Source organism: Parahaliea mediterranea (genome assembly GCF_003402235.1).
GTDB classification, from domain to species: domain Bacteria; phylum Pseudomonadota; class Gammaproteobacteria; order Pseudomonadales; family Halieaceae; genus Parahaliea; species Parahaliea mediterranea.
This window is the reverse complement of record NZ_QEWO01000001.1, coordinates 833,365-859,838: the sequence shown is the minus strand read 5'-3', so window position 1 is coordinate 859,838 and position 26,474 is coordinate 833,365. Positions and strand designations below refer to the sequence as shown.

The following is a 26,474-nucleotide window of genomic DNA, read 5'->3' as shown; positions in this document are numbered from 1 at the left end:
CGGTTATTCCTGTTCGTCGTCGTCAGGGCTGTGCGCGTCTGGCGCCGCGGGGCCGGCCAGTTCCGCCAGCACGGTGTCGGTCACCAGGGCGGTGATGTCGGGGCGCACCACCAGCCAGGATTCGCCGTCTTCCAGGGCTTCGTCGCCGGCGCTGCGGATCAGGCGCAGCTGGCGCAGGCGGCGAAACAGGGCGCGGCGCTCGGTGGCGGCCTCGGGCAAGGGCTTGCCCAGCAGGTTTTTGCTGGCCAGGCTCACCGCCTCCAGCGGCAACACCGCCTGGCCCTGCTCGTCGATCTGACCCTCCCGCAGGGCCTTGTCGTACTCGGCTCGCAGCACCAGAATCAGCGCCACCTCCTGCTGGTTCAGGCGTTCGCGCAGGCCGCTGTTGAAGCTGTCGCCGGCATCGCCAAGGCCGGGCACTTCGGCGCCCGGGGGGAACAGGCGCAGGGAGTGAAAGCGCGGCTCGTGCAGCAGGCGCACTTTCACCACGGACAGGTAGTCCTCCACCAGATCTGCCACCTGCAGGTAGCGGTCGTAGAGCTCCGCCTCGCGTTTGCTTTCGTCGCGGCACAGCACGCCGTTGTCCAGCAGGCGGATCATCAGTTCGGAGAATTGCTCGGGGCGAAGGCCGCGGGCCTCCAGCGCCGCTTCAAGGGCGTTGCGCATCGTCATCCTGTTCCAGTTCCAGCAGGAAGCCGTCCCTGCGCTCAAAATAGTGTTCGCCGCTGATGTCCCCGGTGGGTTCCACCTTCAGGCGAAAGCCCGCCTCGCCGTGGTCCGCGCTGCCCAGTTCGATGACGTGGCTGAGGGCCAGCAGGTCGGCGGCGTTGTCGATGGGCAGGTCGCGGTTGTCGATGCGGCGGCTGGCGCCAAGGGCCTGGCGCAAATAGTCGCGCAGGGCGCCGCCGTTGATGCTGAAGGCTTTTTCCAGTTGCTGCTGAAGGTACAGGTCGCGCAGGGTGGCGGCGTCCGGGGCGTCCATCTCCGTTACCCGGCTCTGCACCGGGCGCGGCTGGCGGCGCTCGCGCAGGCGGTTGTGGGCCGGGTCCACCAGGCCCACCCGTAGCCCGGCCATGGCCTGTCCGGCGGCGGCCAGGCGGGTGTTGAAGGTGTCTTCGTCCAGGGCCGACAGGGTGCGGCACAGGCCCACGATGTCGTTGTGTTTCTGGCTGTGGATGTAGCTGAGCTGGCGGATGATGATATCGGCGCGCCGGGTAAAGCCCTGCAGGGTGCGGCGCAACGCCGGCAGCATGATGTCGGCCGCGCTGCGCATGCGCTGGTCGATGCTGTCCAGCACCTGCCACAGCACCGAGGCGTCGTCGCTCACTACCAGGTCCGGCGCCAGCCGGCGCAGCTCGCGCTCGGCCCGGGCCTTCCAGTCCTTTGGCCTGCGGCGGATTTTGCCGATGGTGCTCTGGATGCGGTCGCGGTGTTTTTCCACGCTGTCTGCCGACAGGCGAATGGCCACGTCGGGCTGGAAGCGTTTTTCCATGAAGTCAAAGAACTGGTCCGACGCCTGCTGCACCAGTTGCTGGGCTTCCACCTCCCGCACCAGTTCCCGCTTGCGCTCTTCCAGCTCGGCGATGATGTCGGTGAAGTCGGCGATGATGCGCTCGGAGTGTTCATGGGCGTCCAGCAGGTCGTAGACCTCGCCGCGCTCCAGGAAGGCCGCCAGGGCGTTCAAGGTGTTGCGGGTGTTGCGGTGGCGGGTGCGCACGCTGCGCCCGTCCACCTCCGCCAGGGTCTGGGTAAACAGGCGGCCGCTGCGGCTGAAGGGGTAGGTGGACTGGAAGGAGGCCTCGTCCTTGTCGCGCTTGAGCCAGCCGTAGTCCACCAGCTGGTTGAGAATCCACCCGGCCTGCTCGCGGTTGTTGTGAAAACGGCCCTCGTCGTCGCCCTCCAGCAGGGGCGCGCGCTCCAGGGCCTCGCAGAACAGGTCGATCACCTGTTCCCGGCGCAGGGATTCGCCGTAATCCGCCTGGGCGCTGTACAGCCGCTCGTGCAGCAGGCGCAGGCATTCGGCAATCTGCTCGCGGTACTTGCCGGTGAGCGGACGGAAGAACTGGCTGCGTTCGTCGCTGAAAAACATGGTCCCGGCGGGTTCTCTGGGGCTGGCGGGCGGCGGGGTGACGGTGAAAGACGGCACATTACCAGAACTGCGCCGGCGGCAGTAGAAGCCGGCGCCGCTTCTGCGGTTTTAAGTGGCTCCCGGCCGGCCCCGCCCGCGCGCCAGCGCCGCCAGGGCAAGCAGTGCCAGCAGGCCAAAGCCCACCAGCACCGGCGCAAAGCCGATGCGATCCGCCAGGGCGCCCATGATCAGGCTGCCGATGGCCGGGGAGCCCATGGTGAGCACCGTCCACAGGCTGAGCACCCGGCCGCGAAAACGCTCCTCCACGCTTAGCATGGCCAGTGCCTGGCAACCGGTGCCCACCATGGTGGTGGCCAAACTGAGAATGAGCACAATGGCGCCCACCGCCAGCAGATCGTCGGCCCAGGGGCTTGGCAGCAGCGCCAGGGCGGCGCAGGCCAGGCTGGCGAATACCATGCGCGCCAGCACAGTTTCGCTGCCGCGCTGGCGGGTGAGGGCCAGGCCGCCAAGGATGGAACCGGCGCCGGCGGCTGCGGTGAGGATGGCCAGGGTGTGTGGGTCGCCAGCGAGCAGTTTGCCCGACAGGGCCGGCAGCAGCTCGATCACCGAGCGCCCCAGCAGGCCGTTGGCCATGGTCAGCAGCAGGGTCAGGCGAATGGCGGGGCGCGCCAGGGCAAAGGCCAGGCCGTCGCGAAACTGCTGCCAGACAGGGGCGCTCTGCACCGGGGGGCGGTTGTCCTGGCAGTGCACCCGCAGCATGGCCAGGGCGCCGGCGGCAAACAGCAGCCCGCCGGTGGCAAAGCCCAGCACCAGGCCTGCAGCAGCCAGCAGGCTGCCCGCCAGCGCCGGCCCCAGAATGCGGGCCAGGTTGAACACCACCGCCGACAGGCCGATGGCCCCCGGCAGGGCGCCGCGGGATACCAGCAGGGGAATCAGGGTCAGGCGCAGGGGCTGGTGGGCGGCGCTGATGGCGCCGGTGGCCAGCGCCACCAGCAACAGGGCGGGAATGGCAAAGGCATCCAGCGCCACAGTCGCGGCCGCGCCCAGCCCCAGCAGGGCCTGGGACGACAGTGTAAACAGCAGCCCGTTGCGCGGGTTGATGCGATCCGCCAGTACACCGAACAGCGGCGAGAGCACAAAAGTCGGCACCAGCATCACCGCGCTGGCAATGCCCACCCACAGGGCGGCGTGGGTCAGCTCCCAGGCGCTCCAGCCAATCAGGAAGCGGGTGACCCAGGTGCCCATGGTGGACAGGCACATGGCCAGGAAATAGCGGCGAAAGGCGGGCTCGGCCAGGGGCGAGCTGCGCTCATCCCGGTGATTTTCTGTGGGCGGGTCGGCGGGGCTGGCTGTGGTGGCGTTAGCGGGCCGGTTGTCGCCCGGGGCATTGGGCCTGGGGTCGCTTGTGGATGGCGGCATGGTGTCTCGGCTGTCGGGGCAGGGGCGGGCAGGGCGCGCGGGGCCACTGTAGCGAGTGCGCCAGCATCTGACAATGTAAAGGAGGTTGAGCGCCACGCCACAGTCACATGGGTGTCATAAAACTGTCTTAGTCTGGCGGCTGTTGCACAGAGGGCCGTTCGGGGTTTTGCATCTTCCGCTATCCATTCGTGACCGTGCCAGGTGGCTTGGCCTGTTTGCCCTGCTGCTGGTTGCTTTGCTGGGCGCCAGCCTGTGGCTGTCGCGCCAGGGTCTGGGCACGCTTCGCCTCAGCGACTACGAGAGCGCCACCTGCAGCACCGGCCGCGCCGACGGGCCGCGCCTGCAATTGCTGACACTGACCCCGGTGCGGGCGGAGCAGGTGGTGCAGCGCCTGTGCAGCAACCCGGTGGTGGGCGAGCACTACGCCGGGGTGGAGATTCGCTGGCGCAGCCGCGGGTTTCTTACCGCGCGCCACATTCTGGAGGGCCAGTACGACCTGTTCTGGAACCGGGAGCACCTGCTGCTGGGCATGGTGCCGGACTTTTACGACTACTACCGCCCCCTGCTGCAAACGCCGAGTTACGGGGTTTACTGGCTCAGCCGGGGCGCGCCGGTGGAGATGACAGCCGCCTACTTCGAGGGCCGCACGGTGGGGCTGGTGGAAGATACCCGCAGCCAGACCTTCTACCTGCAGCCGATGAACGCCCTCACCGGTGCCGGCATTCAGCTGCGCCCGGATCAATTGCGCCACTACCGCGACTCCCAGAGCCTGTACCGGGCCTTTGCCGAGGGCGAGGTGGATTTGATCAGCAGCCCGGCGGATTTGGCCCGGCGCCTGAACATGCCCCACGACTACACCACCTTGATTGACGCCGAGGTGCCATCCGGCGCCTGGTACGTGAAGCAGCGCCTGTGGGGCAGCGGGGTGGAGTGCGCCCTGCTGGACGCGCTGATGGCGCTGGAGCCGCTGATTGGCGGGCGCCACTCACAGCCGGTAGCGGCAAGCTGCCCGTGAATAGGGCGACGACGGGGCGCCGCTGGCGCCTTTGGCTGGCGGGGCTTGCCCTTTTTGCCCTGTCCCTTGCCTGCGGGCAGTGGGTGGCCCTGCGCGATATCAGCCGCGGCCTGGTGCAACAGGTGGAGGCCGGATTACCGCCGCAGGTGTCCTGGGTGAGCGAGGACTGGGACGGGCGCGGCCAGTTTCTTGACCACTTCGTGCAGACCGTGAATGCAGACCTGGCCAGCCTGCCGCTGGCCAGGCCCCTGGGGCCCTTCCGCCAGTGCAGCGCCCGGGTGCTGGCCCTGGAAGGGGAGGCCTACGGCACCCGCCAGACTGGCGAGAAGCCGGTGCCGCTGACCTGGCGCCAGGGCGAACACCGGCGCAGCATGGCGCTGGGCCTGCGCTGCCAGCGCAACTGGCCCTGGCTGCTGGCGGTGCATGGCGGGCTGGCAGCCCTGGCATTGCTGCTGCTGGCGGTGCTGCCGGTGCCGGTGTCCACGCGGCGCCAGGATATGCAGGGGCGGCTGGCTGCACAGGGAGTCAGCGCCCGGCAGGCCCGGCAGCTGTGCGCAGGCCTGGATCATCTGCGGGAGGGCCACCTGCAGGCACTGGATGTACTGCTGGGCGCCGCTCCTGAAGACGGGCATCGAGCCGTGGCGCAGGACTTTGCACTGTTGCTGGCGCAGGGCGATTTGACCACCACCCAGGTGCCCTGGTTCGAGGCGGGGTTGCGGCACTATGCCGGCGACTGCGAGCGCGCCCTGGCCGTGGCCCGCCACGATGACGAACTGGTGCTGCAGGTGCCGTGCTGCACCGTGCGCGTCCACGGGCTGGCCATTGGCCTTTCCACCACGCCCTTCTTTTATTACCTGTGGTATGCCCGGCTGCGCCTGGTGGACACGGCGGCCGGCGGCTGGCTGGTCAACCCGGCCACCCACCGCGCCGACCCGGCGCAGGGGGCGGCCCTGGCGGACTTGATGGCGGCATCTGGCGGGCACAGCAAGGCCATTCGCGATTTGCGCGAAAAGGGCCTGCGGGCCAAGACCCTGGACCAGAACCGCAGCAAGATCAAAGACCAGCTCTGCGCCGTGCTGGGAGAGCCGCTGGCCGCCCCCTACCTGTTCGAGATGGAGCGCGACGAGCGCACCGCCCGTTTTCGCTGCCGCCTGGCCCTGACGCCGGCGCGCATCTGCATCGAAGGCGCTTCCGGCGCGCTAAAAGAGCCTCACGATATCCTGCCGGATGCTCTGTAACCTGCTGAAAATGAAGGAAAAGTATTTTAGAGACATCTCCAGGGCCCCAATGTGGTGCCCTGTAACAAAAACATCATTGACCATCCCGATACTGCTGCCCCGCGAAGCCTGACAACACCGTTCAGACCGCCAATTCAGACAGCTTTGGAGTATGGGGAAATGAAACGTCACACTTACCATCGAGCGCCGCTGGCGCTGGCCGTTGCCGCCGCCGGATTCTCGTTTGCCGTACAGGCCCAGGACACCATCATGCTTGAGGAGGTGGTGGTGACCGGCACCCCCATCCGCGACAGCCAGCAAGCCTCGCTAGATGCCAAGCGCCTGGCCGACAACTATGTGGACATTGTCTCTGCCGACACCATCGGCCAGTTTCCGGACCAGAACCTGGCCGACTCCCTGGGCCGCCTGCCGGGCCTTGCCATCGAGCGCGACCAGGGCCAGGCCCGCTACATCAACCTGCGCGGCGCACCCTTTCGCTACACCACCATCGCCTTCGATGGCATTGACGTACCCGGGGCCGAGAACGGCCGTATCCCGCGTTTTGACAGCTTTCCCTCGGTGATTACCCGCCGCATTGAAGCCAACAAGGCGGTACTTGGCAGCATGCCGGGTGAATCCGTGGCGGGCTTTATCAACATCCACACCTTCAGCCCCTTCGACAGCGAAGGCTTCTCCATGGCGGCGGATGTGGGCACCGGCCAGCAGGACCTGGGCGATGGTGACATCGAGAAGTACGCCCTGCGCGGCTCCTGGTCCAACGATAACTTCGGGGTGATGGCCTTCGGCTCCGAGAACAGCCGCGAGCAGGTCACCGACAACCGCGAATACGACCTGGACCACGACGCCAACGGCCAGCTACTGGTGAACGAGCTGGACTTCCGCAGCTACAAGATCAAGCGCGAAGACAAAAGCTATGGCGGGCGCATTGAATACCGTGGCGATGGTGCCATTCAGCGCCTGTTTGCCTCCACCCTCTACAGTGAATTCCAGGACCACGAAGAGCGCAACCAGTTCGCCTTCGCGCCTCTGGAGCCGGCGGTGGGCACCACCGGCGAGAACATCCCCATGCTGGTATCGCGCAACCTGGAGGAGGGGCTGTACGAAAACTCCACCGACACCACCACCCTCGGGCTGGATGTACAGGCCGGCCAGTGGTTTGTGGAAGGGCGGGTGAATTACACCGAGACCACCTCCAGCATGGACCTGCCCATTCCCTACAGCGTCGGCGGCTTCACCCTGGCGGGCTACGATGTGACCGACCTGGAAGACTCCAAGGTCTTCCTGCCCGGCCCGCTGTCGGACATCCAGTACGCCCAGACCCTGGGCCTGCACTATGTGCAGTCGCTGGATATCGAGGCCACCCAGTACAAGCTCGACGCCAGCCGCGACCTCACCCTGTTCGGCCGCTCCTCCACCCTGTCCTTCGGCGCCAAGTGGGATGACCGCGAAGCCGACGGCTTTATTGCCCAGCCCGTGCTGGGGGCCTTCCCCGGCGACATCAACATTGAGGACTACAACACCGGCGAGCGCTGGGACGCCAACACCAGCAACACCATCGGCGGCACCTACTACGACAACGCCGGCCTGTACAACGCCTGGGCCAGCGCGGCGGATTTGTCCACCGACGGCCTGATCTCCCCGGAGAACCAGATCGCCATCGAAGAGGACATTCTGGCGGTGTACGGCATGGTGCGCTCGGAGTTCAGCTGGGGCAACATCGTGGCCGGCCTGCGGGTGGAGCAGACCGACTACACCAGCAGCGGCACTCAGGACGACACGCCGGTATCGGTGGAGGACGACTTCACCCACTACCTGCCCAGCGCCCATATCAACATCGACCTGGCGGAAGACCTCAAATGGCGCATTTCCGCCTCCACCGGCGTTAACCGCCCCACCTACAACGAGTGGCGCGCCGCCGCCAGCGTGGATGTGGCCGAGCAAACCGTCACCGGTGGCAACCCGACCCTGGAGGCCGAAGAAGCCATCGGCTTTGATACCTCGATCGAGTGGTACTTTGCCCCGGCCAGCATCCTCTCCGCCGGCGCCTTCTACCGCGAAATCGACAACGTCATCTACACCGACGTGTCCACCATCGACGGCGGCATCTACTTCCCGGCGGCCGCTGGCGAGCGCTGGGAATTCCAGGGCGCGGTTAATGGCAAGGACGGCATGATGCAGGGCCTGGAGCTGAACGCCATTGCCCTGGCCGAGGACGTGCTGCCGGCGCCCTTCGACGGCCTTGGCATCAGCGCCAACCTCACGGTAATGGAATCCGAGTTCAAGACCCTGGACGGGCGCACCCTCGACCTGCCGGGCACCTCCGACATGGTGTACAACGCCTCCCTGTTTTACGAGAAGTACGACGTGTCGGTGCGCCTGAACTACCAGTACCGCGACGAGTGGATCTCCCCCATCGAGGACCCCAGCGAATACTGGGGCGAGCAGGAACGGGTTGACTTATCGGTGGTGTACACCCTGCCCTTTGCGTGGGAACAGACCGCCGTGTCGGTGTACGCCAACGCCAACAACCTTACCGACGAGACCGACGTGCGCTACGCTGGCAACGGCACCATCAACCAGAGCGAGAGCTACGGCCGCCGCTACCTGGTGGGCGTGCGGGTCAACTTCTGATCAGGGACTTACACAAGGAATACCCTATGAAACCACTGAAAATACTCGCACTGGCCGTGAGCCTTGCGACCCCGGTTGCCGCCCAGGCGGACATCGCCCAGGCCCAGGCCCTGCAGGCGCAAACCGGCGCCCTGGACACCTACCGCAACGTGCTGCCGCTTGAGGGCGGATCCAACTTCCGCGACATGGGCGGCTACCAGACCCGCGACGGCCACACCGTGCGCCGCGGCCTGCTGTACCGCTCCGGCGTGATGACCGGCCTGACCGCCGACGACGTGGACTACCTGGCCGACTTTGACTTTGCCACCGTGGTTGACCTGCGCAGCTCAGAAGAGCGCGAACTGTTCCCCAACCGTTGGGCGAAGGCGGCCGAGATCGACTACATCAGCCTTGACTACAGCATGATCGACATGATGAAAGCTGGCATGCAGGACGGCGAACGCCCCGACATGGCGACCCTCTACAAAAGCCTGCCTTACAGCATCAAGCCCCAGCTCAAGCAGTACTTCGCCCAGGCCGTGGCCGGCCACGCTCCGCTGGTGGTGAATTGCTCCGCCGGCCAGGACCGCACCGGCATCGCCTCGGCCCTCATGCTCACCGCGCTGGACGTGCCCCGGTCGCGCATCGTGCAGGACTACGTGCTGTCCACCGAATACCGCCGCCCAGCCGTGGAGCGCGGCGGCGTGGACATCGGCAAAGCCGCCGAAACCAACGCCTTTGCCAAAATGATGCTGCGCTACGCCGACAAAGAGCAGAGCATGGCAGCCCCGCTGATCACCGAAGAGGGCGTGCCCTACCTGGTGTACGCCCTGCAGCAGATTGAGGCGGACTACGGCTCGGTGCTGGCCTTTATGGACAAGGAACTGGGTGTGGGGGATAAGGAAATTGCGGCGCTGAAGCGGTGGTATTTGCTGTAGCGTTGACAGTTGGCCGGGCTGCAGGGAGGTGCGCACTGCCTTGCGGTCCAGCCACCTGTCGCCCAGACGCACAGGTATTTCCGGCCGGGTGCTATTCGTTGAAATTGGTGCTTGCAATTTCAGGAGCGACCACTGAGTATATATACAGTAGTTTTACTGTATGACTTAGTGAGCACCCGGAGGCACAACATGGACGCCAACAAACAGAAAGCACTGGACGCCGCCCTGTCCCAGATCGAACGCCAGTTCGGCAAGGGCACGGTAATGCGCATGGGCGACAACGAGCGCGTCGCCATTCCCGCCATCTCCACTGGCTCCCTGGGCCTGGACATTGCCCTGGGTATCGGTGGCCTGCCCAAGGGCCGTATCTGCGAGATTTATGGCCCGGAATCCTCCGGTAAAACCACCCTTACCCTGCAGGTGATCGCCGAGGCCCAGAAGGCCGGCGGCACCGCCGCCTTTATCGACGCTGAGCACGCCCTGGACCCGATCTATGCCGAAAAGCTGGGCGTGCAGGTGGATGACCTCATCCTGTCCCAGCCGGACACTGGCGAACAGGCCCTGGAAGTGGCGGAGATGCTGGTGCGTTCCGGCGCGGTGGATGTGCTGGTGGTGGACTCCGTGGCCGCCCTGACGCCCAAGGCCGAGATCGAGGGCGAGATGGGGGATTCCCACGTTGGCCTGCAGGCCCGCCTGCTGAGCCAGGCCATGCGCAAGCTTACCGCCACCATCAAGCAGACCAACTGCCTGGTGATCTTCATTAACCAGATCCGCATGAAAATCGGCGTCATGTTCGGCAACCCCGAAACCACCACCGGCGGTAACGCTCTCAAGTTCTATTCCTCTGTGCGCCTGGACATTCGCCGCATCGGCGCAGTCAAGGACGGCGACGAGGTCGTGGGCAACGAAACCCGGGTCAAGGTGGTGAAAAACAAAGTATCGCCCCCCTTCAAGCAGGCCGAATTCCAGATCATGTACGGCAAGGGCATTTACCACATGGGCGAAGTCATCGACTGGGGCGTCAAACTCAACCTGGTGGACAAGTCCGGCGCCTGGTACGCCTACAAGGGCGACAAAATTGGCCAGGGCAAGGCCAATGCCGCCAAATTCCTAGAGGACAACCCGGCGGTGGCCAACGAGATCGAGACCGCCATCCGTAGCCAGACCATGACCTCGGCAGCCCCGGCCAAGGCCGCAGAGGCAGACGCCGAAGAATCCACAGCGGAATAAGGCAATCCTGCCCGCTTACCTTCGGGGCGGCGGGCACAAGGCGGCTCTGGTTGCCTGTCGAGTTTCAACGTGAATCTACTGTTTTCCCCCCTCGGCGCCGGGTCCACTGAACCCACTCTCGCTCCCGGCGCCTTTTTTAGCCCCCGTAACCTGCCATGCGGCGCCACCTTGTGCCTGCAATCTCACGCCGGTAAATGCCCCCATGCACGCTGAAGCCTCGATGGAAGAAGCGGCTGAAGAGCCGGCCGACGAACTCACTGGAGCACCGGCCGAACAGTCTCCCGAGGCGGCAGATACCGTGATGCAGCACAGTGACGGCGTCGACCCCGCCGCCATCCGCCGCGCGGCCATGGATCTGCTGGCCCGGCGGGAGCACTCCCGCAAGGAGTTGCAGCAGAAGTTGTCCCGGCGCTTCGGCTCGGCTGCGCTGGGGCCCGATCTGGAGCAGAAGGTCGAGCAGAAGGTCGGGCAGAAGGTCGGGCAGAAGGTCGAGCAGGAACTGGAGCGCCTGCAGGCGGAAAACCTGCAAAGCGATGCCCGCTACGCCGAGAGCTTTGCCCGCCAGCGCATGCTGCGCGGCTACGGCCCCCTGCGCCTGCGCCAGGAAATGCGCCAGAAGGGTATTCCCGATGCACAGGCAAACCTGGCGCTGGAGGCTCTGGATGTGGACTGGTTCGAGCAGGCCCGTGCGGTTTGCGAGAAGAAGTTCGGCGCCGCAGCGGCGGCTGACCTCAAGGAAAAAAGCCGCCGCCAGCGCTTTCTGCAGTACCGGGGCTTCAGCCAGGATCATATCAGCGCCTGCCTGCAACCCTAGCCCCGTTTGCTAAGCTGTGTAGGGCGACGGCCGGCCCTCGCTGCGCTGTTGCCGACGAGGGGGCTGGCGGGTGCCATCCACGCTGGTGGACAATATCCCGGGCACAACAACACTGAGTAACGACAAGAGGACAGGCCATGTCGATCCTGACTGATTCGCGCGCCAGTGCAGCACCCTGGCATCTTTGGGTAGTGGGTGTGGTGTCGCTGCTGTGGAACGCGGCAGGGGCCTTTGACTTCACCATGACCCAGACCCGCAATGCCGAGTACATGAGCGCCTTCACCCCGGAGCAACTGGACTACTTTTACGGCCTGCCCCTGTGGGTACTCATCTGCTGGGGCATTGCGGTGTGGGGAGCCGTGCTCGGCTCGATTCTGCTGTTGCTGCGTAAGCGCCTGGCGGTGGCAGTATTTTTGGTATCGCTGGTTGGCATGGTATTGACCACCGTACACAGTTACGTGCTGTCCAACGGCCTGGAGGTGATGAATGATCCCTTTGCCCTGTGGTTTTCGGGCGCGATTTTTGTCGTTGGTCTGTTTCTGCTTATCTATGCGGGCAACCTCAGCCGGCGCAACATCCTGCGTTGACCGGCGCTCCCCGTTTCGGTGCGGCCCTGCACCAGCCTGAGGCCCGTTTGGAGTGCAGGTTTGCGCTTGTCGAGAGGAGATATGGGCTCGTTGCCGGTGAATACCGGTCTTTTCAAAAGTTGGCCCGTTGATTGCATTGGTCAGGGAGTACCACCAGGTCTACAATTTTCGGCAACGAAGCCTGCACCTCATCGCGTTGAAAAACGCGCTGGCGTGCAGGTTTTTTTTGGCAGGCATGTTTGAAGGCCTCACAGTTTGATACGCATGCAGTTGGATAGGAGAACAGAATGGGCAAGCAGGGGCGGTTTGGCGTTTGGCGGAGTGGGGTGCTGCTGGGCATGGTGGCCTTGCTTGCCGCGGGTGCCCGGGCCGAAGGGGGTGCCGATAGCTATGTCGATAGTCATGTCGATAGCGGCGCCGCCTCCATCGACGAAATGCTGACCAAGGGTGATGTCGAGTTGGACCTGCGCTACCGCTTTGAGCATGTGGATCAGGACGGCTTTGACCACAATGCCGACGCCTCAACCCTGCGCACCCGTATCGGCTTTACCACCGCTGCCTGGAAAGGCCTCAGCCTGATGGCGGAAGTGGACAATGTCACCGCCATCGGCGCCGAGGATTACAACTCCACAGAAAACGGTGAAACCCAGTTCCCGGTGGTGGCAGACCCGGAGGGCACTGATATCAACCAGGTATGGGCCCGTTACAGCGCCGGGGATGCCTCTGGCACCTATGGGCGCCAGCGCATCCTGCATGGCAACGAGCGCTTTATTGGCGGTGTGGCCTGGCGCCAGAACGAGCAGACCTATGACGGTTTTCGCCTGCAGTGGCAGGCCCAGGCCCAGGCCGTGGAACTGGACTATGCCTACGTGTACAACGTCAATCGTATCTTCGGCCCCGATGATGGCGCGCAGCCGGCCGACTGGCACGGCAAAAATCACTTCCTGCGACTCAAGGCCAGCCCCTGGGACGGTCATACCGTGGCGGCCTTTGGCTACCTGCTGGACATCGACCCGCAGTCCGCCTACGGCGACAACCTGACCCGCAATAACGGCGCCGACACCTGGGGTATAGAGTACAGCGGCAAACTCGGCCCGGTTGCCGCGCGGGCGGCCTATGCCCGCCAGAGCGACGCCGGCGACAGCCAGCGCGATTACAGCGCCGACTACTACCTGCTGGAAGGCGGCATGGCCCTTGGGCCGGTGAACGCCCTGGTGGGCTACGAGGTATTGGGCGCCGGGGACGGGGTGGGTTTTGCCACACCGCTGGCCACCCTGCACAAATTCCAGGGCTTTGCCGATCTGTTCCTCACCACACCGGGGGATGGCATCGAAGACCTCTACCTCACCCTCAGCGGCGCCCTGGGCCCGGTCAAGCTCGCCGGCACCTGGCATGACTTCAAGGCCGAGGACAGCAGTGCGGATTTTGGCTCCGAGCTGGATCTGGTCGCCACCTGGCCGATCAATACCGCGTTGAGTTTGCAGCTGAAGTATGCAAATTTCTCCAGCGACGCAAGCGCCCGCTACGCCGACACCGAAAAGGCGTGGCTGATGGTGAATTTCAATATCTGACGACAAGGACGTACAGCTACCGCGGGCCGGTGGCTGTGTGCATTCGTGGTGAACACAACGCAACAGATGCCTTCTACCGCCGCGCTGCGGGTCATTCTGGTGGATGACAATGCCGAGCGCGCCAATGCCGTGGCCCGGGGCCTTGCGCTGCCGGGGCTGGAGATTATCTCCGTCATTCCCACCGCGTCCGGGTTGCTGTATCAGATGGCGCAGCAGGAGCCCGACGTGGTGGTGATCGCCCTGGACTCGCCGGACCGCGACGTGCTGGAGAGCCTGTCCATCGCCTCCAGCCACAACCCGCGCCCGGTGGTGATGTTCTCGGGCAGTGGTGATTCCGGCTTTATCGGCGATGCCATTCGCGCCGGGGTGACCGCCTATCAGGCGGAGGACATCCAGCCGGAGCGGGTCAAGGCGGTGATCGATGTGGCCATGGCCCAGTTTTCCGCCTTCAACGACCTGCGCCAGGAACTGGACCGCACCCGGGCCCAGCTGGCCGATCGCAAGCGGGTGGAGAAGGCCAAGGGCCTGATCAGCGCCATTCATGGTGTGGATGAGGAGGAGGCCTTTCGCACCCTGCGCAAGCTGGCTATGGACCAGAACCAGACCCTGGGTGAGGTGGCGCGTAATGTAATTGCCGTACTGGAAAAATCCCGACCGGAGCGAAAATAGCCGATGACTGATGCACTGCGCCTGCCCGTGGCGGAAAAGCGCGACCTGCGCCTGGGTTACCTGCGCCTGAACGACAGCGCCCCCCTGGTCATGGCGCAGGAGCTGGGCCTGTACGAGCGCTACGGCCTTGCAGTCCAGTTGGAACGGGAAATTTCCTGGGCCAACCTTCGCGACAAGCTGGTGATTGGCGAGCTGGACGCCGCGCAGATGCTCTCGCCGCTGCCGCTGGCCACCGCCATGGGCGTGGGCGGCATGCGGGCGGAGGTGATGTCGGGCCTGGCCCTTAGCCTGAACGGTAACGCCATTACTGTGAGCCGCGAGCTGTCGTCGGAACTTGAGCGCCATGGCGGGCGAGTCGCCGAGGGCGCCCGCAGCACAGCGCGGGCGCTGGGAGACTACTATCGCAGTGCCCGGCAGCCCCCGGAACTCACCTTTGCCGCGGCGCACTCCTTCTCTTGCCATATATTCTTGCTGCGCCTGTGGCTGCAGTGTGGCGGCATCGACCCGGAGCGGGATGTGCGCATTATCGTGCTGCCGCCGGAGCAGATGGTGGACAGCCTCGCCCGCGGCATTATCGATGGTTACTGCGTGGGCGAGCCGTGGAACAGCATGGCGGTGCACCAGGGCATCGGGGTCATTCCCGCCACCGGCTACCAGCTCTGGAACAACAGCCTGGAAAAGGTGCTGGCGGTCACCGAACACTGGCACCGCCAGCACACCGCCACCCACCTGCGCCTGCGCCTGGCGCTGATGGAGGCCTGTCGCTGGCTGTCGGACCCAAGCCATCGCCTGCAGGCCGCCGACGTGCTGGCACAGCCGCAATACCTGAACCTGCCGGTTGAGTTTTTGCGTCCGGCCCTGGCCGGGGAACTGGTGACCAGCCGCGGCCAGCCGCCGTTGCCCATGCCGGACTTTCACGTGTTTGGCCGCTATCAGGCCGGCTTCCCGTGGCGCTCCGACGGTGAATGGTTGGCGAGTCAGACCAGCGCGCTGCTCGGCAAAACCCTGCCCGCCGAGCGCTGCAAGTCGCTGGTGCAGCAGACCTACCGCACCGACCTGTATCGCGAAGCGGCCCGGCACCTGTCGCTGCCGGCGCCGGCCACCGATTACCGCCCGGTGAATGCCCACGATGCCAGCTGGGAGCTGAGCCCCGGCATCCTGCTGGGGGCAGACCAGCGCCTGGCGCCCGCCGGCGGCGCTGTTTAGCCCGGGCGCATTGCGCCCAGCCAGCAGGCCAGCGCAAACAGCGCGTTGGTCAGTCGCCGCCCCGGCTCAGTAACAGCGTCAGGGTAAGCAGCTCCAGCAGGGCGAGGGCGATGGCAATAACCTGCCAGGTGCGCACCGGGTTGCGCTCGATCAGGGGGCGCTGGTGAAAGGCCAGGTAACCCGGGTTGGGGTGTAACAACTCGTAGGCGAACTCCGCCACATCGCCGTGCCTGCGCTCGGGGTGAAAGCGCAGGGCCTTGCGCAGGGCGCCGTCAATCCACTGGGGCACCAGTGGGTTGATCTGGTAACTCGGCGTGTAGCTGGTACCAAGAAACTCGCGCGGGCTATTGCACTGTTCCAGCTTGCCCTGAAAGGGCAGGGTGCCGGTGAACATCTCGAAGCAGACCACCGCCAGCGAGAACAAATCGGCACGAGCGTCCACCGCGCCGCCCAGGCGGCATTCGGGTGCGGCGTAGGTGGCGGTGCCCAGCACCGTATCGCGCTGCAGGGGGCTGGCTATCTCGTTAATGCCGGCAACCGAGCAGGACCCAAAGTCGATCAGTTTCACCTGGCCCTGGGCGTCGATCAGGATGTTGTCGGGCTTCAGGTCCTGGTGCAGGGTTTCCCGGCGGTGCAGGGCCCGCAGGCCCTTAGCCACCTGCCCGGCAAGGTACACCACATCCTCCACCGCCGGGCGCGGGTGCTCGCGCATCCAGCGCGCCAGCGAGATGCCATCGACGTACTCGGTCAGGTAGTACAGGCAGGAGCGCGGCTGCGGAGGCTCCAGCACGCGCACCACATAGGGGCTGTGGATGCGCGAACCAATCCAGCTTTCCATCACAAAGCGCTCGATGTAGGCGGCGTCGTCCTCGAAATTGACCGACGGGGTTTTCATGCAGTACAGCTGGCCTGAATCCACGGCGCGCACCAGATACACCTGGCTGCGATTGCTGGCGTACAGCTCGCGCTCGATGCAAAGGCCATCCACAACCGCGCCGGGTTGCAGAAAGGGCGGAAAGCGCAGCTGTGTCAGGCGCCCCACCACGTCGTCGATGTCCGGCCGGGGCAGGGCGCTCACGCAGAGCAACTGGCAACTTAAGTTGTCCTGGCTGCCGGCGGCCAGGGCAGCGCTGTTAAGTTGCTGGCAGCGCTGCGCCAGCGAGTGTGTTGGGTTGGCGATGGTGGCGCGCAGCTGCTCCAGGCTGAGCACGTCGTGCACGCCGTCGGTGGTGAGCAGGAACATATCGCCTTCTTCCAGCGCCAGGCACTGGTAATCCACCTCCAGGCGCACGTCCAGCCCCAGGGCCCGGGACAGGTAGCTCTGGCCATTGCCCACCGGTACGGCGTGGTCGGTGGTGAGCTGCTCCAGATTGCCGCCGCGCAGCAGGTAAATACGGCTGTCGCCGGCGTGAAACAGGTGGGCGTGCTGGCTCTTGAGCACCAGCGCGCTCAGGGTGGTGATGAAGCCCTTGCTGCTGTCGGGCAAGTGGGCGCCGCTACGGTACAGCCAGCGGTTGAGGGCGGTCAGAACCTGCTGCACCGAATGGCGCACCGTCCAGGATTCGGGGGTCGAGAAGTAGTCCGACAGAAAGCCGGTAACGCAGCTCTGGCTGGCCTCCCGGCCCGCTTCGGCGGCGCTGACGCCATCGGCGATAATCGCCGCCGCCCCCTTGGTGGCCAGCAGCGCAGCGTCGGGTATGCGGATGCCAATGGCGTCTTCGTTGAGGGCCTTGGCGCCGGCGCTGCTGGCCTGCCCCACCTCCAGCTGCAGGCGCGCCTGGAGGTGGGGGGCGTCGGTGCTGGCCTGGGCGGCGGTCATCAGGCCACGTCAATCAGCTGCACGCTGCCATCGGGGAGTACTTCCTGCATCTGGCCCTGGGGCTCCTCCACAAACTGCACGATAAAGAAGCACACCGCGGCGCTGCCGGCAATGATCAGGAAGAAGGTGGAGGCGTCCACGAAGGTGAGGGCGGTGAGGTAGACCACCGCGCCCACGTTGCCGAAGGCGCCAACCATGCCGGCTATCTGCCCGGTCATGCGGCGCTTGATGAGCGGCACCATGGCAAACACCGCGCCTTCGCCGGCCTGCACAAAGAAGGAGCAGGCCATGGTGGCTATCACGGCGCCCGGTATCCACCAGCTGCTGTCCACCTGGGCCATCACCAGGTAGCCCACCGCCAGGCCGGCAATCAGCACCGACAGTGAGCGCTTGCGGCCAAACACATCGCTGAAATAGCCCCCGGAGGGGCGCGCCACCAGGTTCATGAAGGCAAAGCCGGAAGCCAGCAAACCGGCGGTGACCGCGCTCAGCGCGAAGGTTTCCATGAAGAACAGGGGCAGCATGGACACCACCGCCAGTTCCGAGCCGAAGGTGACGAAGTACGCCCAGTCCAGGGCTGCCACCTGCTTGAATTTGTAGCGGTCTATCTCCGGCACGCCGCTGTTCAGGTGCTCCCGGTTAACGCGCCAGATCTGGCTGATCTGGAACACAAACAGCACGCCAAGCACGGCGTACATGCTGAGGGTGGCTGTTTCGCTCAGCAGGGCCAGGTTGGCCGGCGACAGGCGCCAGCTCATCACGGCCAGGGCAATGTACAGGGGCAGGGTCATGGCGATGTACAGGTAAAAGTCGCCCCAGCTGCTCACCTCCAGTCCGCCGGTGCGCTTGGGCTTGAAGTAGGTAGAGCCCTTGGGCGTGTTGCGCGCCTTGATGTAAAAGAAGATGCCGTAGAAAAAGGCCAGCACGCCGGTGCTGGCAATTGCGTAGCGCCAGCCATCGTCGCCGCCGAACAGCAGGGCAACGCTTGGCAGGGTCATGGCTGCCGCGGCGGAGCCAAAATTGCCCCAGCCGCCGTAGATGCCCTGCGCCATGCCCACCTGGCGGGCCGGGAACCACTCGCCGATCAGGCGAATGCCAATCACAAAGCCGGCGCCAACAAAGCCGCCCAGAAAGCGGAACAGCGCCAGCATTTCGTAGCTGGTGGCAAAGGCAAAACCCCAGCAGAAGAAGGCGCTGATCATCAGCAGGCTGCTGAATACCAGCCGCGGGCCAAAGCGATCCACCAGCATGCCCACCACGATGCGGGCGGGAATGGTCAGCGCAACGTTCAGGATCAGCAGGGCTTTCAACTGCTGGTCGCTGAGGTCGAAGGCTTCGCGGATGTGGGCCATCAGCGGGGCGTGGCTGAACCACACCACAAAAGTAATAAAAAACGCTACCCACGCAAGGTGGAGGGTACGGATAGGCGGACGCGATACGTCCAGCACGTTGACCGGGCTACTCATCGATAAATTCGCTCTTGGAGAAAAACTAAGGTGAGGTCCGGACGCGCCGTTACGCCCGCGATAGTCACAATGCAATGTGTATGCCAAGCGCTGGTACGCGCCAAAACACTGTAAATGCAGGCCTATGCGCCGTTTGCGCAGGGTGCCTTGCACGCTGCAAACGCCACAATTGCACCTAACTGAAGCGATGGCCCGCAGCGCCTGCCCTAATTTGTGGCGCTGCCGGGCGGCGCTGGTGCAGCGGCAATAGTGCTGCGCTACAGCAGGGTGCGCGTTGCCCGCGCCTTGCTGTGGCCGGCAGCGCACCAAAACAGTTCGCCAGAGTGCCGATTGCACTGTCCTGATTCAGCGCGGGCCCGGCAAGTTGCTGGCAATGGCGCTGCCTTTTTCGCTAACTCATTGAAAATAAAGCGCTAACTATTTTGTGGCACAGGGTTTGTATTAGCCCTGGTGCACATCCCCACATCGCTGTCTTTCCTTCACGAGCAACGTCGCTCCTGTCGTCCGCCAACGCGGATCGCGGAGGCAACGGTGTGCGTGGACGCCAAGTTGCGCGCCCTGCGCGAGATGAATGAGCGGAGTAGGTAGATCGATGAGCACACGCAAAATCCTGGTAGTTGGCAACGGCATGGTGGGCCACCACTTTGTCGAAAGCCTGGTGGGCCTGAACACAGCCGATGAGATCACCGTGATTGGTGAAGAGCCGCGCCCGGCCTACGACCGTGTTCACCTGTCCGAGATTTTCTCTGGCCGCGAGCCGGCTGACCTTGCCCTTGCCACCCGCGAGACCTACCAGAGCTGGGGCGTGAAGGCGCATTTTGGCGACCCTGTGCAGCGTATTGAGCGCACCCGCCGCGAGGTGGTGACCCAGGGCGGGCGCCGTTTCGCCTACGACAAGCTGGTGCTGGCCACTGGCTCCTTTCCTTTTGTGCCGCCGGTGAAGGGTGCCGACGACAAGCGCTGCCTGGCGTATCGCACCATTGATGACCTCGGCCACATCAAGGCTACCGCCAAAGACAGCGAGATTGGCGTGGTGGTGGGCGGCGGCCTGCTGGGGCTGGAGTGCGCCAACGCCCTGCGCAACCTGGGCTTGAAAACCCACGTGGTGGAATTTGCCCCGGGGCTGATGGGCGTGCAGCTCGACGAGGGCGGCTCGAAAATGCTGCGCCGCAAAATCGAGGCATTGGGTGTATCGGTGCATACCGGCAAGAACACACAGCAGATAGTGCAGGACGAAGCCACTGCCCTGCGCATGGACTTCGCCGACGACAGTGCCCTTGGCACCGATATGATCGTGTTCTCCGCCGGCATTCGCCCCCGCGACCAACTGGCCCGGGAGAGCGAGCTGGCCGTGGGCGAGCGCGGCGGCATCGTGGTGGACTACAAGTGCAAAACCTCCGACTCCGACATCTTCGCCATTGGTGAGTGCGCCCTGTTTGGCGGGCGCATTTACGGCCTGGTGGCCCCCGGCTACCGCATGGCGGAAGTGGTGGCCAACCAGCTGGCCGGCCAGGTGGACGCCACCTTCCAGGGCGCCGACATGAGCACCAAGCTGAAGCTCCTGGGTGTGGACGTGGGCTCTATCGGCGACGCCCACGGCCGCACGGAGGGCAGCATCTCCTATGTGTTCAGCGACGAGCGGGCCGAAGTGTACAAGCGCATCGTCACCAGCGGCGATGGCAAAACCCTGCTGGGCGCGGTGCTGGTGGGTGACTGCGAAGACTACGACACCCTGCTGCAGTACTTTCTGAACGGCATCGAACTGCCGGACGAACCGGAAAGCCTGATTGTGCCGGCCGCCGGCGACAAGCCGCTGCTCGGCGCGGCGGCGCTGCCGATGACGGCCACCGTGTGCTCCTGCCACAACGTCACCAAGGGCTGTGTGATAGAGGCCATCGACGGCGGCTGTTGCAGCCTGGGTGATGTAAAAAGTGAGACCAAGGCCAGCACCGGCTGCGGCGGCTGCGCCGCCATGCTGAAAAACGTGGTGGAAACCGAGCTGTCTGCGCGCGGTGTGGTGGTGGACAAGAGCCTTTGTGAGCACTTCCCCTATACCCGCCAGGAGCTGTTCCACCTGGCCCAGGTGGGCGAGGTGAAAACTTTCCAGCACATGCTGAACCAGCACGGCAAGGGGCGCGGCTGCGATATCTGCAAGCCTGCCGTGGCTTCCATCATGGCCTCCCTGTGGAACGACCACGTGCTGGAGCTGCCCCATGTGGGCCTGCAGGACACCAACGACACCTTCCTGGCCAACATGCAGAAAGACGGCACCTACTCCATCGTGCCGCGCATTGCCGGCGGCGAAATCACCCCGGAAAAACTCATTGTGCTGGGGGAGGTAGCCAAGGAATACGGCCTGTACACCAAGATCACCGGCGGCCAGCGTATCGACCTGTTTGGTGCGCGGCAGAACCAGCTGCCAGACATCTGGCGCAAACTGGTGGACGCCGGTTTCGAGACCGGCCATGCCTACGGTAAATCCCTGCGCACGGTGAAGTCCTGCGTGGGCAGCACCTGGTGTCGCTACGGCGTGCAGGACAGCGTTGGCATGGCCATCCGCCTGGAGAATCGCTACAAGGGCCTGCGCTCGCCGCACAAACTCAAAAGCGCCGTTTCCGGCTGCACCCGCGAGTGCGCCGAGGCCCAGTCCAAGGACTTTGGCGTGATTGCCACCGAGAACGGCTGGAACCTCTACCTCTGTGGCAACGGCGGCATGAAGCCGCGCCACGCGGACCTGTTCGCCACCGATCTGGATGACGACACCCTCATCAAGTACATCGACCGCTTCCTCATGTTTTACGTGCGCACCGCCGATCGCCTGCAGCGCACCTCGGTGTGGATGGACAACCTGGAAGGCGGCCTGGACTACCTGCGCGAAGTGATCATCGACGACAGCCTGGGCATCTGCGCCGAACTGGAGCAGCAGATGGCCGCCGTTGTGGGCACCTACCAGTGCGAGTGGACCACCACCATCAACGACCCGGAAAAACTCAAGCGCTTCCGCCAGTTCGTCAACTGCGACGATGAGGACAGCGGTGTGGTGTTTGTTCAGGAGCGCGGCCAGATTCGCCCGGCTCGCGCGGAAGAGAAAATTCGCCTTGTGGCCAGCAGCAAGTAAGCCGGAGGCCCAGCAATGACCGGAGTAAAGGGGATGGAAGCGGTGAAACAGGACGAGTGGCAGGTGGTGTGCACCCGGGATGACCTGGTGGCAAATTCCGGCGTGTGCGCGCTGGTGGCGGGGGAGCAGGTGGCTATCTACTACCTGCCCGACACCGACAGGCAGGTTTACGCCCTGGGCAATCGCGACCCGATCGGCAAGGCCAATGTGATGTCGCGGGGCATTGTGGGCGACCTCGGCGGCAAACTGGTGGTGGCATCGCCCCTGTACAAACAGCACTTTGAGCTGGAAACCGGCGCCTGCCTGGAGGAAGAGGGCGTGTTCCTGCCGCGCTTTGACGCCCAGTTGGACGGCGAGCTGGTACACATCAAGGTAGCGGGCTGAGCGGAACACAAGTCGATGCTGTTTGGACGACGTAAGAAGAACCCCATCATCCTGCGCGACAAGGGCGTGGTGGACTGGAAGTACGCCACCTGTGGTTACTGCTCTACTGGCTGCGCCATGGAAGTGGGGCTGGATAAAAACGGCGTGGCGGTCACCACCCGCGGGGTGGCGGATGCCCCGGTCAATCGCGGCAAGCTCTGCATCAAGGGCATTACTGAGGCGGGCATTCTCAACGCCAGTGGCCGTGGCACCGAGCCCCTGCTGCGCAGCCACACCTACAACCCCTGGCAAACCGCGAGCTGGGACGAGGCGCTGGATAAAACCGCCGCCGAGTTCCAGCGCATCCAGCAAAAATACGGCCGCGATGCGGTGGCGGTGGTGTCCACCGGGCAGATCCTCACCGAGGAGTTCTATACCCTGGGCAAGCTGGTGCGCGGCGTGATCGGCACCAACAACTACGACGGCAACACCACCCTGTGCATGGCCTCGGCGGTGTCTGGCTACAAGCGCTCCTTCGGGGCCGATGGCCCGCCGGGCTGCTACGACGATTTCTCCCACACGGACTGCCTGCTGGCCTTTGGCTCCAACCTGCCCGAGCAGCACCCGGTGATTTACTGGCGCCTGAAGGAAGCACTGGAAAACCGGCGCTTTCCGGTGATTGTGGTGGACCCGCGGGTGACCATGTTCGCCCAGTTCGCCGATATTCACCTGCCCATTACCCCCGGCACCGATCTGGTGCTGCTGAACAGCCTGTGCCATGTGATCCTCAAGGAGGGGCTGGCGGACGAGGATTACATTGCCGCCCACACCAACGGCCGCGAGGAATTCGCCACCCTGGTAGAGGCCTACAACCCGGCCATGGCGGCGCGGATTACCGGCATCGACGAAGACACCATTCGCCACGTGGCGCGCCTGTACGCCAGGGCCGGCGCGGCCATGAGCATCTGGACCATGGGCATCAACCAGAGCACCCACGGGTCCGACGGGGTGTGCGCCATCAACAACCTGAACCTGATTACCGGCAATATTGGCAAGCCAGGTGGCACGTCGCTGTCCATCACCGGCCAGTGCAACGCCATGGGCACACGGGAGTGGTCCTCCTGCTCCGGCCTGCCGGGTTACCGGGTGCTGGAAAACCCCGACCATCGGGAGGAGATCGGTAAATTCTGGGGGGTGGATTCGGCGTTCTTCCCCACCCAGCGCGGCCGCTTCATGACAGACATCTTCCCGGCCATCGAAACCGGGGAAATCAAGGCCCTGTGGCTGGTAGCCACCAACCCCATGACCTCCATGCCCAACACCGCTCGCATGCGCAAAACCCTGGAAAAACTGGAGTTTTGCGTGGTGCAGGATGCCTACCAGGACGTAGAGGCCACCCAGTACGCCCATGCCTACTTTCCCGCCAGTGTCTGGGCAGAGAAGGACGGCTGTTTTACCAACACCGAGCGGCGGGTCAACCGGGTTACGCCGGTCACCACGCCCTATGCCAACTCCAGGCCAGACCTGTGGATCTTCAACCAGTTGGCCAGGCGCTGGGCGCAGGGCGCCGCCATGTCCTTTCCCGAGGCCGCCTCGGACGTGTTTGAGGAAATGAAGGCGCTGTCGGTGGGCACCGGTGCCAACGGCGCGCCGCGCACGCTGGATATTTCCGGCATGAGCCACGCCCTGATCGAACAGCAGCGCGGCATCCAGTGGCCCATGCGCAAGGGCGATGCCACCGGCACGCCGCGCCTGTACAGCGACGGTGTGTTCCCCTACCCGGATGGCAAGGCCAAACTGCTGGCCCTGCCCTGGACCGACAACAACGAAAAGCCCGACAGTGACTTTCCCTTCTGGCTGAACAGCGGCCGGGTGGTGGAGCACTTCCACACCCGTACCCGCACCGGCAAGGTGGGCAACTGCAACAAGTTCAGCCCCACCGCCTACATGGAAATGAACCCCGATGCGGCCCGCGAGATTGGCGTGGAGCATATGCAGTACGTGCGGCTGGTGTCGCGCCGCGGCGATGCCATTGTGCTGGCCCAGCTCACCCAGCGCGTGCCGCGCAACATGGTGTTTGTGCCCTTTCACTTCCACGACTGTGTGAACCGCGTGTCGCTCGGGCTGCTGGACCCGCACTCGCGCCAGCCCGCCTTCAAGCAGGCGGCAGTGCGCATCGAGCAGGTGGATCAGGCAGAGGCGGCGCGGCTCAACCGCGAGATGAGAACCTACTGATGACCGTCAAGCTGTTTGAACCCATCGCCAATGCGCGGCCGTCACAGTCGCTGTTTCCGCTGCGCGATAACGAACCCGACTACGCCCTGCTGAAGGACCCGCACAGCGCCGAGCGCAATCGCTATGGCAAGCCCATCGCCCTCATCGACCTGGTGGAGGAGGCCTCGTCCCTCAACATCAACGGCGTGACCGAGAAGGGCTTTAACCCCAACCGCAACAAACAGCACGCCTTTCATTTTACGGCGGACAACTGCATTGGCTGCCACGCCTGCGAATCCGCCTGTTCAGAGAAGAACGACCTGCCGGCCCACTTGAGCTTTCGCAGCGTGGGTTATGTGGAGGGGGGCACCTACCCCAACTTCGTGCGCATGAACATTTCCATGGCCTGCAACCACTGCGACGACCCGGTGTGCCTGAAGGGTTGCCCGACCCGCGCCTACACCAAGCACCCGGAGTACGGCGCCGTCATCCAGGACCCGGACATCTGCTTTGGCTGTGGCTACTGCACCTGGGTGTGCCCCTACAACGCACCCCAGCTGGACCCGGTGGCCGGGCAGGTGGAAAAGTGCAACATGTGCGTGGACCGACTGGAAGTGGGTCTCAAGCCCGCCTGTGTATCGGCCTGCCTGGGCAACGCCCTCAACTTTGGCGTGGTGGAAAACACCCCGGAGCGCCGCGAGCAGATCGACACCCGCATTCCCGGCTTCCCCGACCCGTCGATCACCCAGCCCAACATCCGCTTCCAGCAAACCCGCAATATGCCGCGGGAGCTGACCCGCACCGATTCGGCGCCCATCAAGTACCGGCGCGACGACGCTGCCGGCCACTATCGCCCGGCGGTGGATAAAAAAAGCGGCACGGTGAAGCTGTGGAGCGTGTCGCGCCTGTCCAGCCGCGAGAACCCGCTGGTGCTGTTCACCCTGGCCGCCCAGGCCGCCATTGGCCTTTTCGCCATGCTGCTGCTGGGCGAGCTGGCCGGCAACGGTATCGTCTCGGCCATCCGCGACTCGGTGGTGTACCCCGGCGCCGTGGCCCTGTGCCTGGCGCTGGTGGCCTTTGGGCTGTTTATGTCCACCGTGCACCTGGGCAAGCCCATCCGCTTTTATCGCGGCTTTAACAACCTGCGCCACTCGCCGGTGGCCCGGGAAGGCGCCGGCGTGGCAGGCTTTATGGCCTTCGCCGGCCTGCACCTGCTGGCCGTGCTGGGGCAGCAGGGCTGGGTGTCTGAGCGAGTTGATGAGAGTGCCCTGTGGCTCGCGGGCCTGCAGGGCACGCTGGCATCGGTGGCCACGCTCAGCGGCCTGCTGGCCGTCGCCAGTTCAGCCATTGGCCTTTACTACATGTATCGCTGCTACCGCATCAAGGCGCGGCCCTTCTGGAACCACGGGCAAACGGCCTTTGCCTTTGTGGGCTGCAGCCTCTACCTGGGCGCGCTGGCGCTGGCGGCGGTGGGCAGTGTTGCCGCCTACCTGCAGGGCGCACCGGTTGCGCCGCTGCTGGGGCTGTGTGGCCTGGTGATGGGGCTTGGCCTGCTGGTGGAGGGTGTTGGGCTGGTGCTGCACGCGCGGGATATGAATGCCGCGAACAATGAGGGCGCTGTTTCCCACTATGTGCAGTGCACCACCTTCGGCAAAACCTATTGGCTGCGCAACGCCCTGCTGGGCCTGTGCGCTGGGGGCCTGCTGCTGGCGCCGCTGTACAGCGCAAGCAGCACTGGGGTGCTGCTGTGGTGCCTGCTCGCCGCCGGCGCGGTGGCGGTGGCGGTGGTCGGCCGGGCCCTGTTCTACGTGCTGGTGGTGCCCACCACCATGCCCGGCGCCTTCTTCTGGAAAAACAAAGGCTTTGAGCAGCACGCCCGGGACATTGGCCTTGCCGCCATGCCCCAGGTGGGCGTGGTGCCAGACCGGCACTGATTGCATGGCTCCTTGTTTGCGCCGGGGTTTGCCTGCACCCCGGCGCTTTTTTATGGGGGCGGTGGCCAGGGTGGCGTGGATACAGCCTGCCAGGCGGGGTGAGCGGGGCGCACTTGAGGGCTGGGCGCGCTCGGGTAATCTGGTCTAGGATGGAGCTAGACAATGCACCACCGG

At 64.8% G+C, this 26,474-nt stretch carries 19 protein-coding genes; 14 read left to right on the top strand and 5 right to left on the bottom strand.

The window, feature by feature from the left end; translation table 11 throughout:
* Positions 1 to 3: 3 nt before the first annotated feature.
* From DDZ17_RS03710 to DDZ17_RS03700, 3 genes are all read right to left on the bottom strand, one after another.
* Complete coding sequence (locus DDZ17_RS03710; protein WP_206613424.1) at positions 4 to 666, bottom strand: DUF4194 domain-containing protein; 663 nt, start codon at positions 664 to 666, stop codon at positions 4 to 6.
* Complete coding sequence (locus DDZ17_RS03705; RefSeq protein ID WP_116364572.1) at positions 650 to 2,089, bottom strand: Wadjet anti-phage system protein JetA family protein; 1,440 nt, start codon at positions 2,087 to 2,089, stop codon at positions 650 to 652. The genes DDZ17_RS03710 and DDZ17_RS03705 overlap by 17 nt, the downstream gene beginning before the upstream one ends.
* Positions 2,090 to 2,197: 108 nt before the next feature.
* Positions 2,198 to 3,508 (bottom strand): MFS transporter, encoded by a 1,311-nt coding sequence (locus tag DDZ17_RS03700; protein ID WP_116364571.1) that lies wholly within the window; start codon positions 3,506 to 3,508, stop codon positions 2,198 to 2,200.
* Between the two features lie 166 nt (positions 3,509 to 3,674).
* On the opposite strand from DDZ17_RS03700, the gene DDZ17_RS03695 reads away from it, so the two are divergent.
* From DDZ17_RS03695 to DDZ17_RS03650, 10 genes are all read left to right on the top strand, one after another.
* Positions 3,675 to 4,523 (top strand): hypothetical protein, encoded by an 849-nt coding sequence (locus tag DDZ17_RS03695; RefSeq protein ID WP_116364570.1) that lies wholly within the window; start codon positions 3,675 to 3,677, stop codon positions 4,521 to 4,523.
* A complete protein-coding gene (locus DDZ17_RS03690; RefSeq protein ID WP_157976423.1) occupies positions 4,520 to 5,761 on the top strand; it encodes a hypothetical protein in 1,242 nt (413 codons plus the stop codon). The genes DDZ17_RS03695 and DDZ17_RS03690 overlap by 4 nt, the downstream gene beginning before the upstream one ends.
* Positions 5,762 to 5,920: 159 nt before the next feature.
* Positions 5,921 to 8,392, top strand: coding sequence for a TonB-dependent receptor (locus DDZ17_RS03685; RefSeq protein ID WP_116364568.1), 2,472 nt, complete (start codon positions 5,921 to 5,923; stop codon positions 8,390 to 8,392).
* Positions 8,393 to 8,418: 26 nt separating this feature from the next.
* Positions 8,419 to 9,309, top strand: a complete 891-nt coding sequence (locus DDZ17_RS03680; RefSeq protein ID WP_116364567.1) for a tyrosine-protein phosphatase — start codon at positions 8,419 to 8,421, stop codon at positions 9,307 to 9,309.
* Between the two features lie 189 nt (positions 9,310 to 9,498).
* On the top strand, positions 9,499 to 10,539 hold the full coding sequence (gene recA / locus DDZ17_RS03675) for a recombinase RecA (RefSeq protein WP_116364566.1): 1,041 nt from the start codon (positions 9,499 to 9,501) through the stop codon (positions 10,537 to 10,539).
* A 202-nt stretch (positions 10,540 to 10,741) separates the two neighbouring features.
* Positions 10,742 to 11,353 (top strand): regulatory protein RecX, encoded by a 612-nt coding sequence (locus DDZ17_RS03670; protein WP_241505773.1) that lies wholly within the window; start codon positions 10,742 to 10,744, stop codon positions 11,351 to 11,353.
* A 137-nt stretch (positions 11,354 to 11,490) separates the two neighbouring features.
* Positions 11,491 to 11,940 carry a hypothetical protein gene (locus tag DDZ17_RS03665; protein ID WP_116364565.1) on the top strand — a complete coding sequence of 150 codons (450 nt, stop codon included), beginning with the start codon at positions 11,491 to 11,493 and terminating at the stop codon, positions 11,938 to 11,940.
* Positions 11,941 to 12,227: 287 nt separating this feature from the next.
* Complete coding sequence (locus DDZ17_RS03660) at positions 12,228 to 13,511, top strand: alginate export family protein (protein ID WP_116364564.1); 1,284 nt, start codon at positions 12,228 to 12,230, stop codon at positions 13,509 to 13,511.
* Positions 13,512 to 13,577: 66 nt separating this feature from the next.
* Positions 13,578 to 14,180 (top strand): ANTAR domain-containing response regulator, encoded by a 603-nt coding sequence (locus DDZ17_RS03655; RefSeq protein WP_116364563.1) that lies wholly within the window; start codon positions 13,578 to 13,580, stop codon positions 14,178 to 14,180.
* A 3-nt stretch (positions 14,181 to 14,183) separates the two neighbouring features.
* On the top strand, positions 14,184 to 15,386 hold the full coding sequence (locus DDZ17_RS03650) for a CmpA/NrtA family ABC transporter substrate-binding protein (protein WP_116364562.1): 1,203 nt from the start codon (positions 14,184 to 14,186) through the stop codon (positions 15,384 to 15,386).
* Positions 15,387 to 15,435: 49 nt separating this feature from the next.
* On the opposite strand, the gene DDZ17_RS03645 is transcribed toward DDZ17_RS03650, so the two are convergent.
* Complete coding sequence (locus DDZ17_RS03645; RefSeq protein ID WP_116364561.1) at positions 15,436 to 17,205, bottom strand: bifunctional protein-serine/threonine kinase/phosphatase; 1,770 nt, start codon at positions 17,203 to 17,205, stop codon at positions 15,436 to 15,438.
* Positions 17,205 to 18,671, bottom strand: coding sequence for a NarK family nitrate/nitrite MFS transporter (locus DDZ17_RS03640; RefSeq protein WP_116364560.1), 1,467 nt, complete (start codon positions 18,669 to 18,671; stop codon positions 17,205 to 17,207). Before DDZ17_RS03640 ends, DDZ17_RS03645 begins: the two co-directional genes overlap by 1 nt.
* Before the next feature lie 592 nt (positions 18,672 to 19,263).
* Here DDZ17_RS03640 and nirB point away from each other — a divergent pair.
* From nirB to DDZ17_RS03620, 4 genes are read left to right on the top strand one after another with little or no spacing between them, the layout of a single operon-like run.
* Positions 19,264 to 21,789: a nitrite reductase large subunit NirB gene (gene nirB / locus DDZ17_RS03635; RefSeq protein WP_116364559.1), complete on the top strand. Its 2,526-nt coding sequence runs from the start codon at positions 19,264 to 19,266 to the stop codon at positions 21,787 to 21,789.
* A gap of 15 nt (positions 21,790 to 21,804) precedes the next feature.
* Positions 21,805 to 22,173 carry a nitrite reductase small subunit NirD gene (nirD, locus tag DDZ17_RS03630; RefSeq protein ID WP_241505772.1) on the top strand — a complete coding sequence of 123 codons (369 nt, stop codon included), beginning with the start codon at positions 21,805 to 21,807 and terminating at the stop codon, positions 22,171 to 22,173.
* 15 nt (positions 22,174 to 22,188) lie between these two features.
* Entirely contained in the window at positions 22,189 to 24,387 is a 2,199-nt protein-coding gene (locus DDZ17_RS03625) for a molybdopterin oxidoreductase family protein (protein WP_116364557.1), read from the top strand.
* Complete coding sequence (locus DDZ17_RS03620) at positions 24,387 to 26,300, top strand: DmsC/YnfH family molybdoenzyme membrane anchor subunit (RefSeq protein WP_116364556.1); 1,914 nt, start codon at positions 24,387 to 24,389, stop codon at positions 26,298 to 26,300. The genes DDZ17_RS03625 and DDZ17_RS03620 overlap by 1 nt, the downstream gene beginning before the upstream one ends.
* The last annotated feature ends 174 nt before the right edge of the window (positions 26,301 to 26,474 follow it).

Coding starts and splice junctions, on each gene's coding strand:
- DDZ17_RS03710 (WP_206613424.1), bottom strand. CDS start 666: ATGCGCAACGCCCTTGAAGCGGCGCTGGAGGCCCGCGGCCTTCGCCCC.
- DDZ17_RS03705 (WP_116364572.1), bottom strand. CDS start 2,089: ATGTTTTTCAGCGACGAACGCAGCCAGTTCTTCCGTCCGCTCACCGGC.
- DDZ17_RS03700 (WP_116364571.1), bottom strand. CDS start 3,508: ATGCCGCCATCCACAAGCGACCCCAGGCCCAATGCCCCGGGCGACAAC.
- DDZ17_RS03685 (WP_116364568.1), top strand. CDS start 5,921: ATGAAACGTCACACTTACCATCGAGCGCCGCTGGCGCTGGCCGTTGCC.
- DDZ17_RS03680 (WP_116364567.1), top strand. CDS start 8,419: ATGAAACCACTGAAAATACTCGCACTGGCCGTGAGCCTTGCGACCCCG.
- recA (WP_116364566.1), top strand. CDS start 9,499: ATGGACGCCAACAAACAGAAAGCACTGGACGCCGCCCTGTCCCAGATC.
- DDZ17_RS03670 (WP_241505773.1), top strand. CDS start 10,742: ATGCACGCTGAAGCCTCGATGGAAGAAGCGGCTGAAGAGCCGGCCGAC.
- DDZ17_RS03665 (WP_116364565.1), top strand. CDS start 11,491: ATGTCGATCCTGACTGATTCGCGCGCCAGTGCAGCACCCTGGCATCTT.
- DDZ17_RS03660 (WP_116364564.1), top strand. CDS start 12,228: ATGGGCAAGCAGGGGCGGTTTGGCGTTTGGCGGAGTGGGGTGCTGCTG.
- DDZ17_RS03655 (WP_116364563.1), top strand. CDS start 13,578: ATGCCTTCTACCGCCGCGCTGCGGGTCATTCTGGTGGATGACAATGCC.
- DDZ17_RS03650 (WP_116364562.1), top strand. CDS start 14,184: ATGACTGATGCACTGCGCCTGCCCGTGGCGGAAAAGCGCGACCTGCGC.
- DDZ17_RS03645 (WP_116364561.1), bottom strand. CDS start 17,205: ATGACCGCCGCCCAGGCCAGCACCGACGCCCCCCACCTCCAGGCGCGC.
- DDZ17_RS03640 (WP_116364560.1), bottom strand. CDS start 18,671: ATGAGTAGCCCGGTCAACGTGCTGGACGTATCGCGTCCGCCTATCCGT.
- nirB (WP_116364559.1), top strand. CDS start 19,264: ATGAGCACACGCAAAATCCTGGTAGTTGGCAACGGCATGGTGGGCCAC.
- nirD (WP_241505772.1), top strand. CDS start 21,805: ATGACCGGAGTAAAGGGGATGGAAGCGGTGAAACAGGACGAGTGGCAG.
- DDZ17_RS03625 (WP_116364557.1), top strand. CDS start 22,189: ATGCTGTTTGGACGACGTAAGAAGAACCCCATCATCCTGCGCGACAAG.
- DDZ17_RS03620 (WP_116364556.1), top strand. CDS start 24,387: ATGACCGTCAAGCTGTTTGAACCCATCGCCAATGCGCGGCCGTCACAG.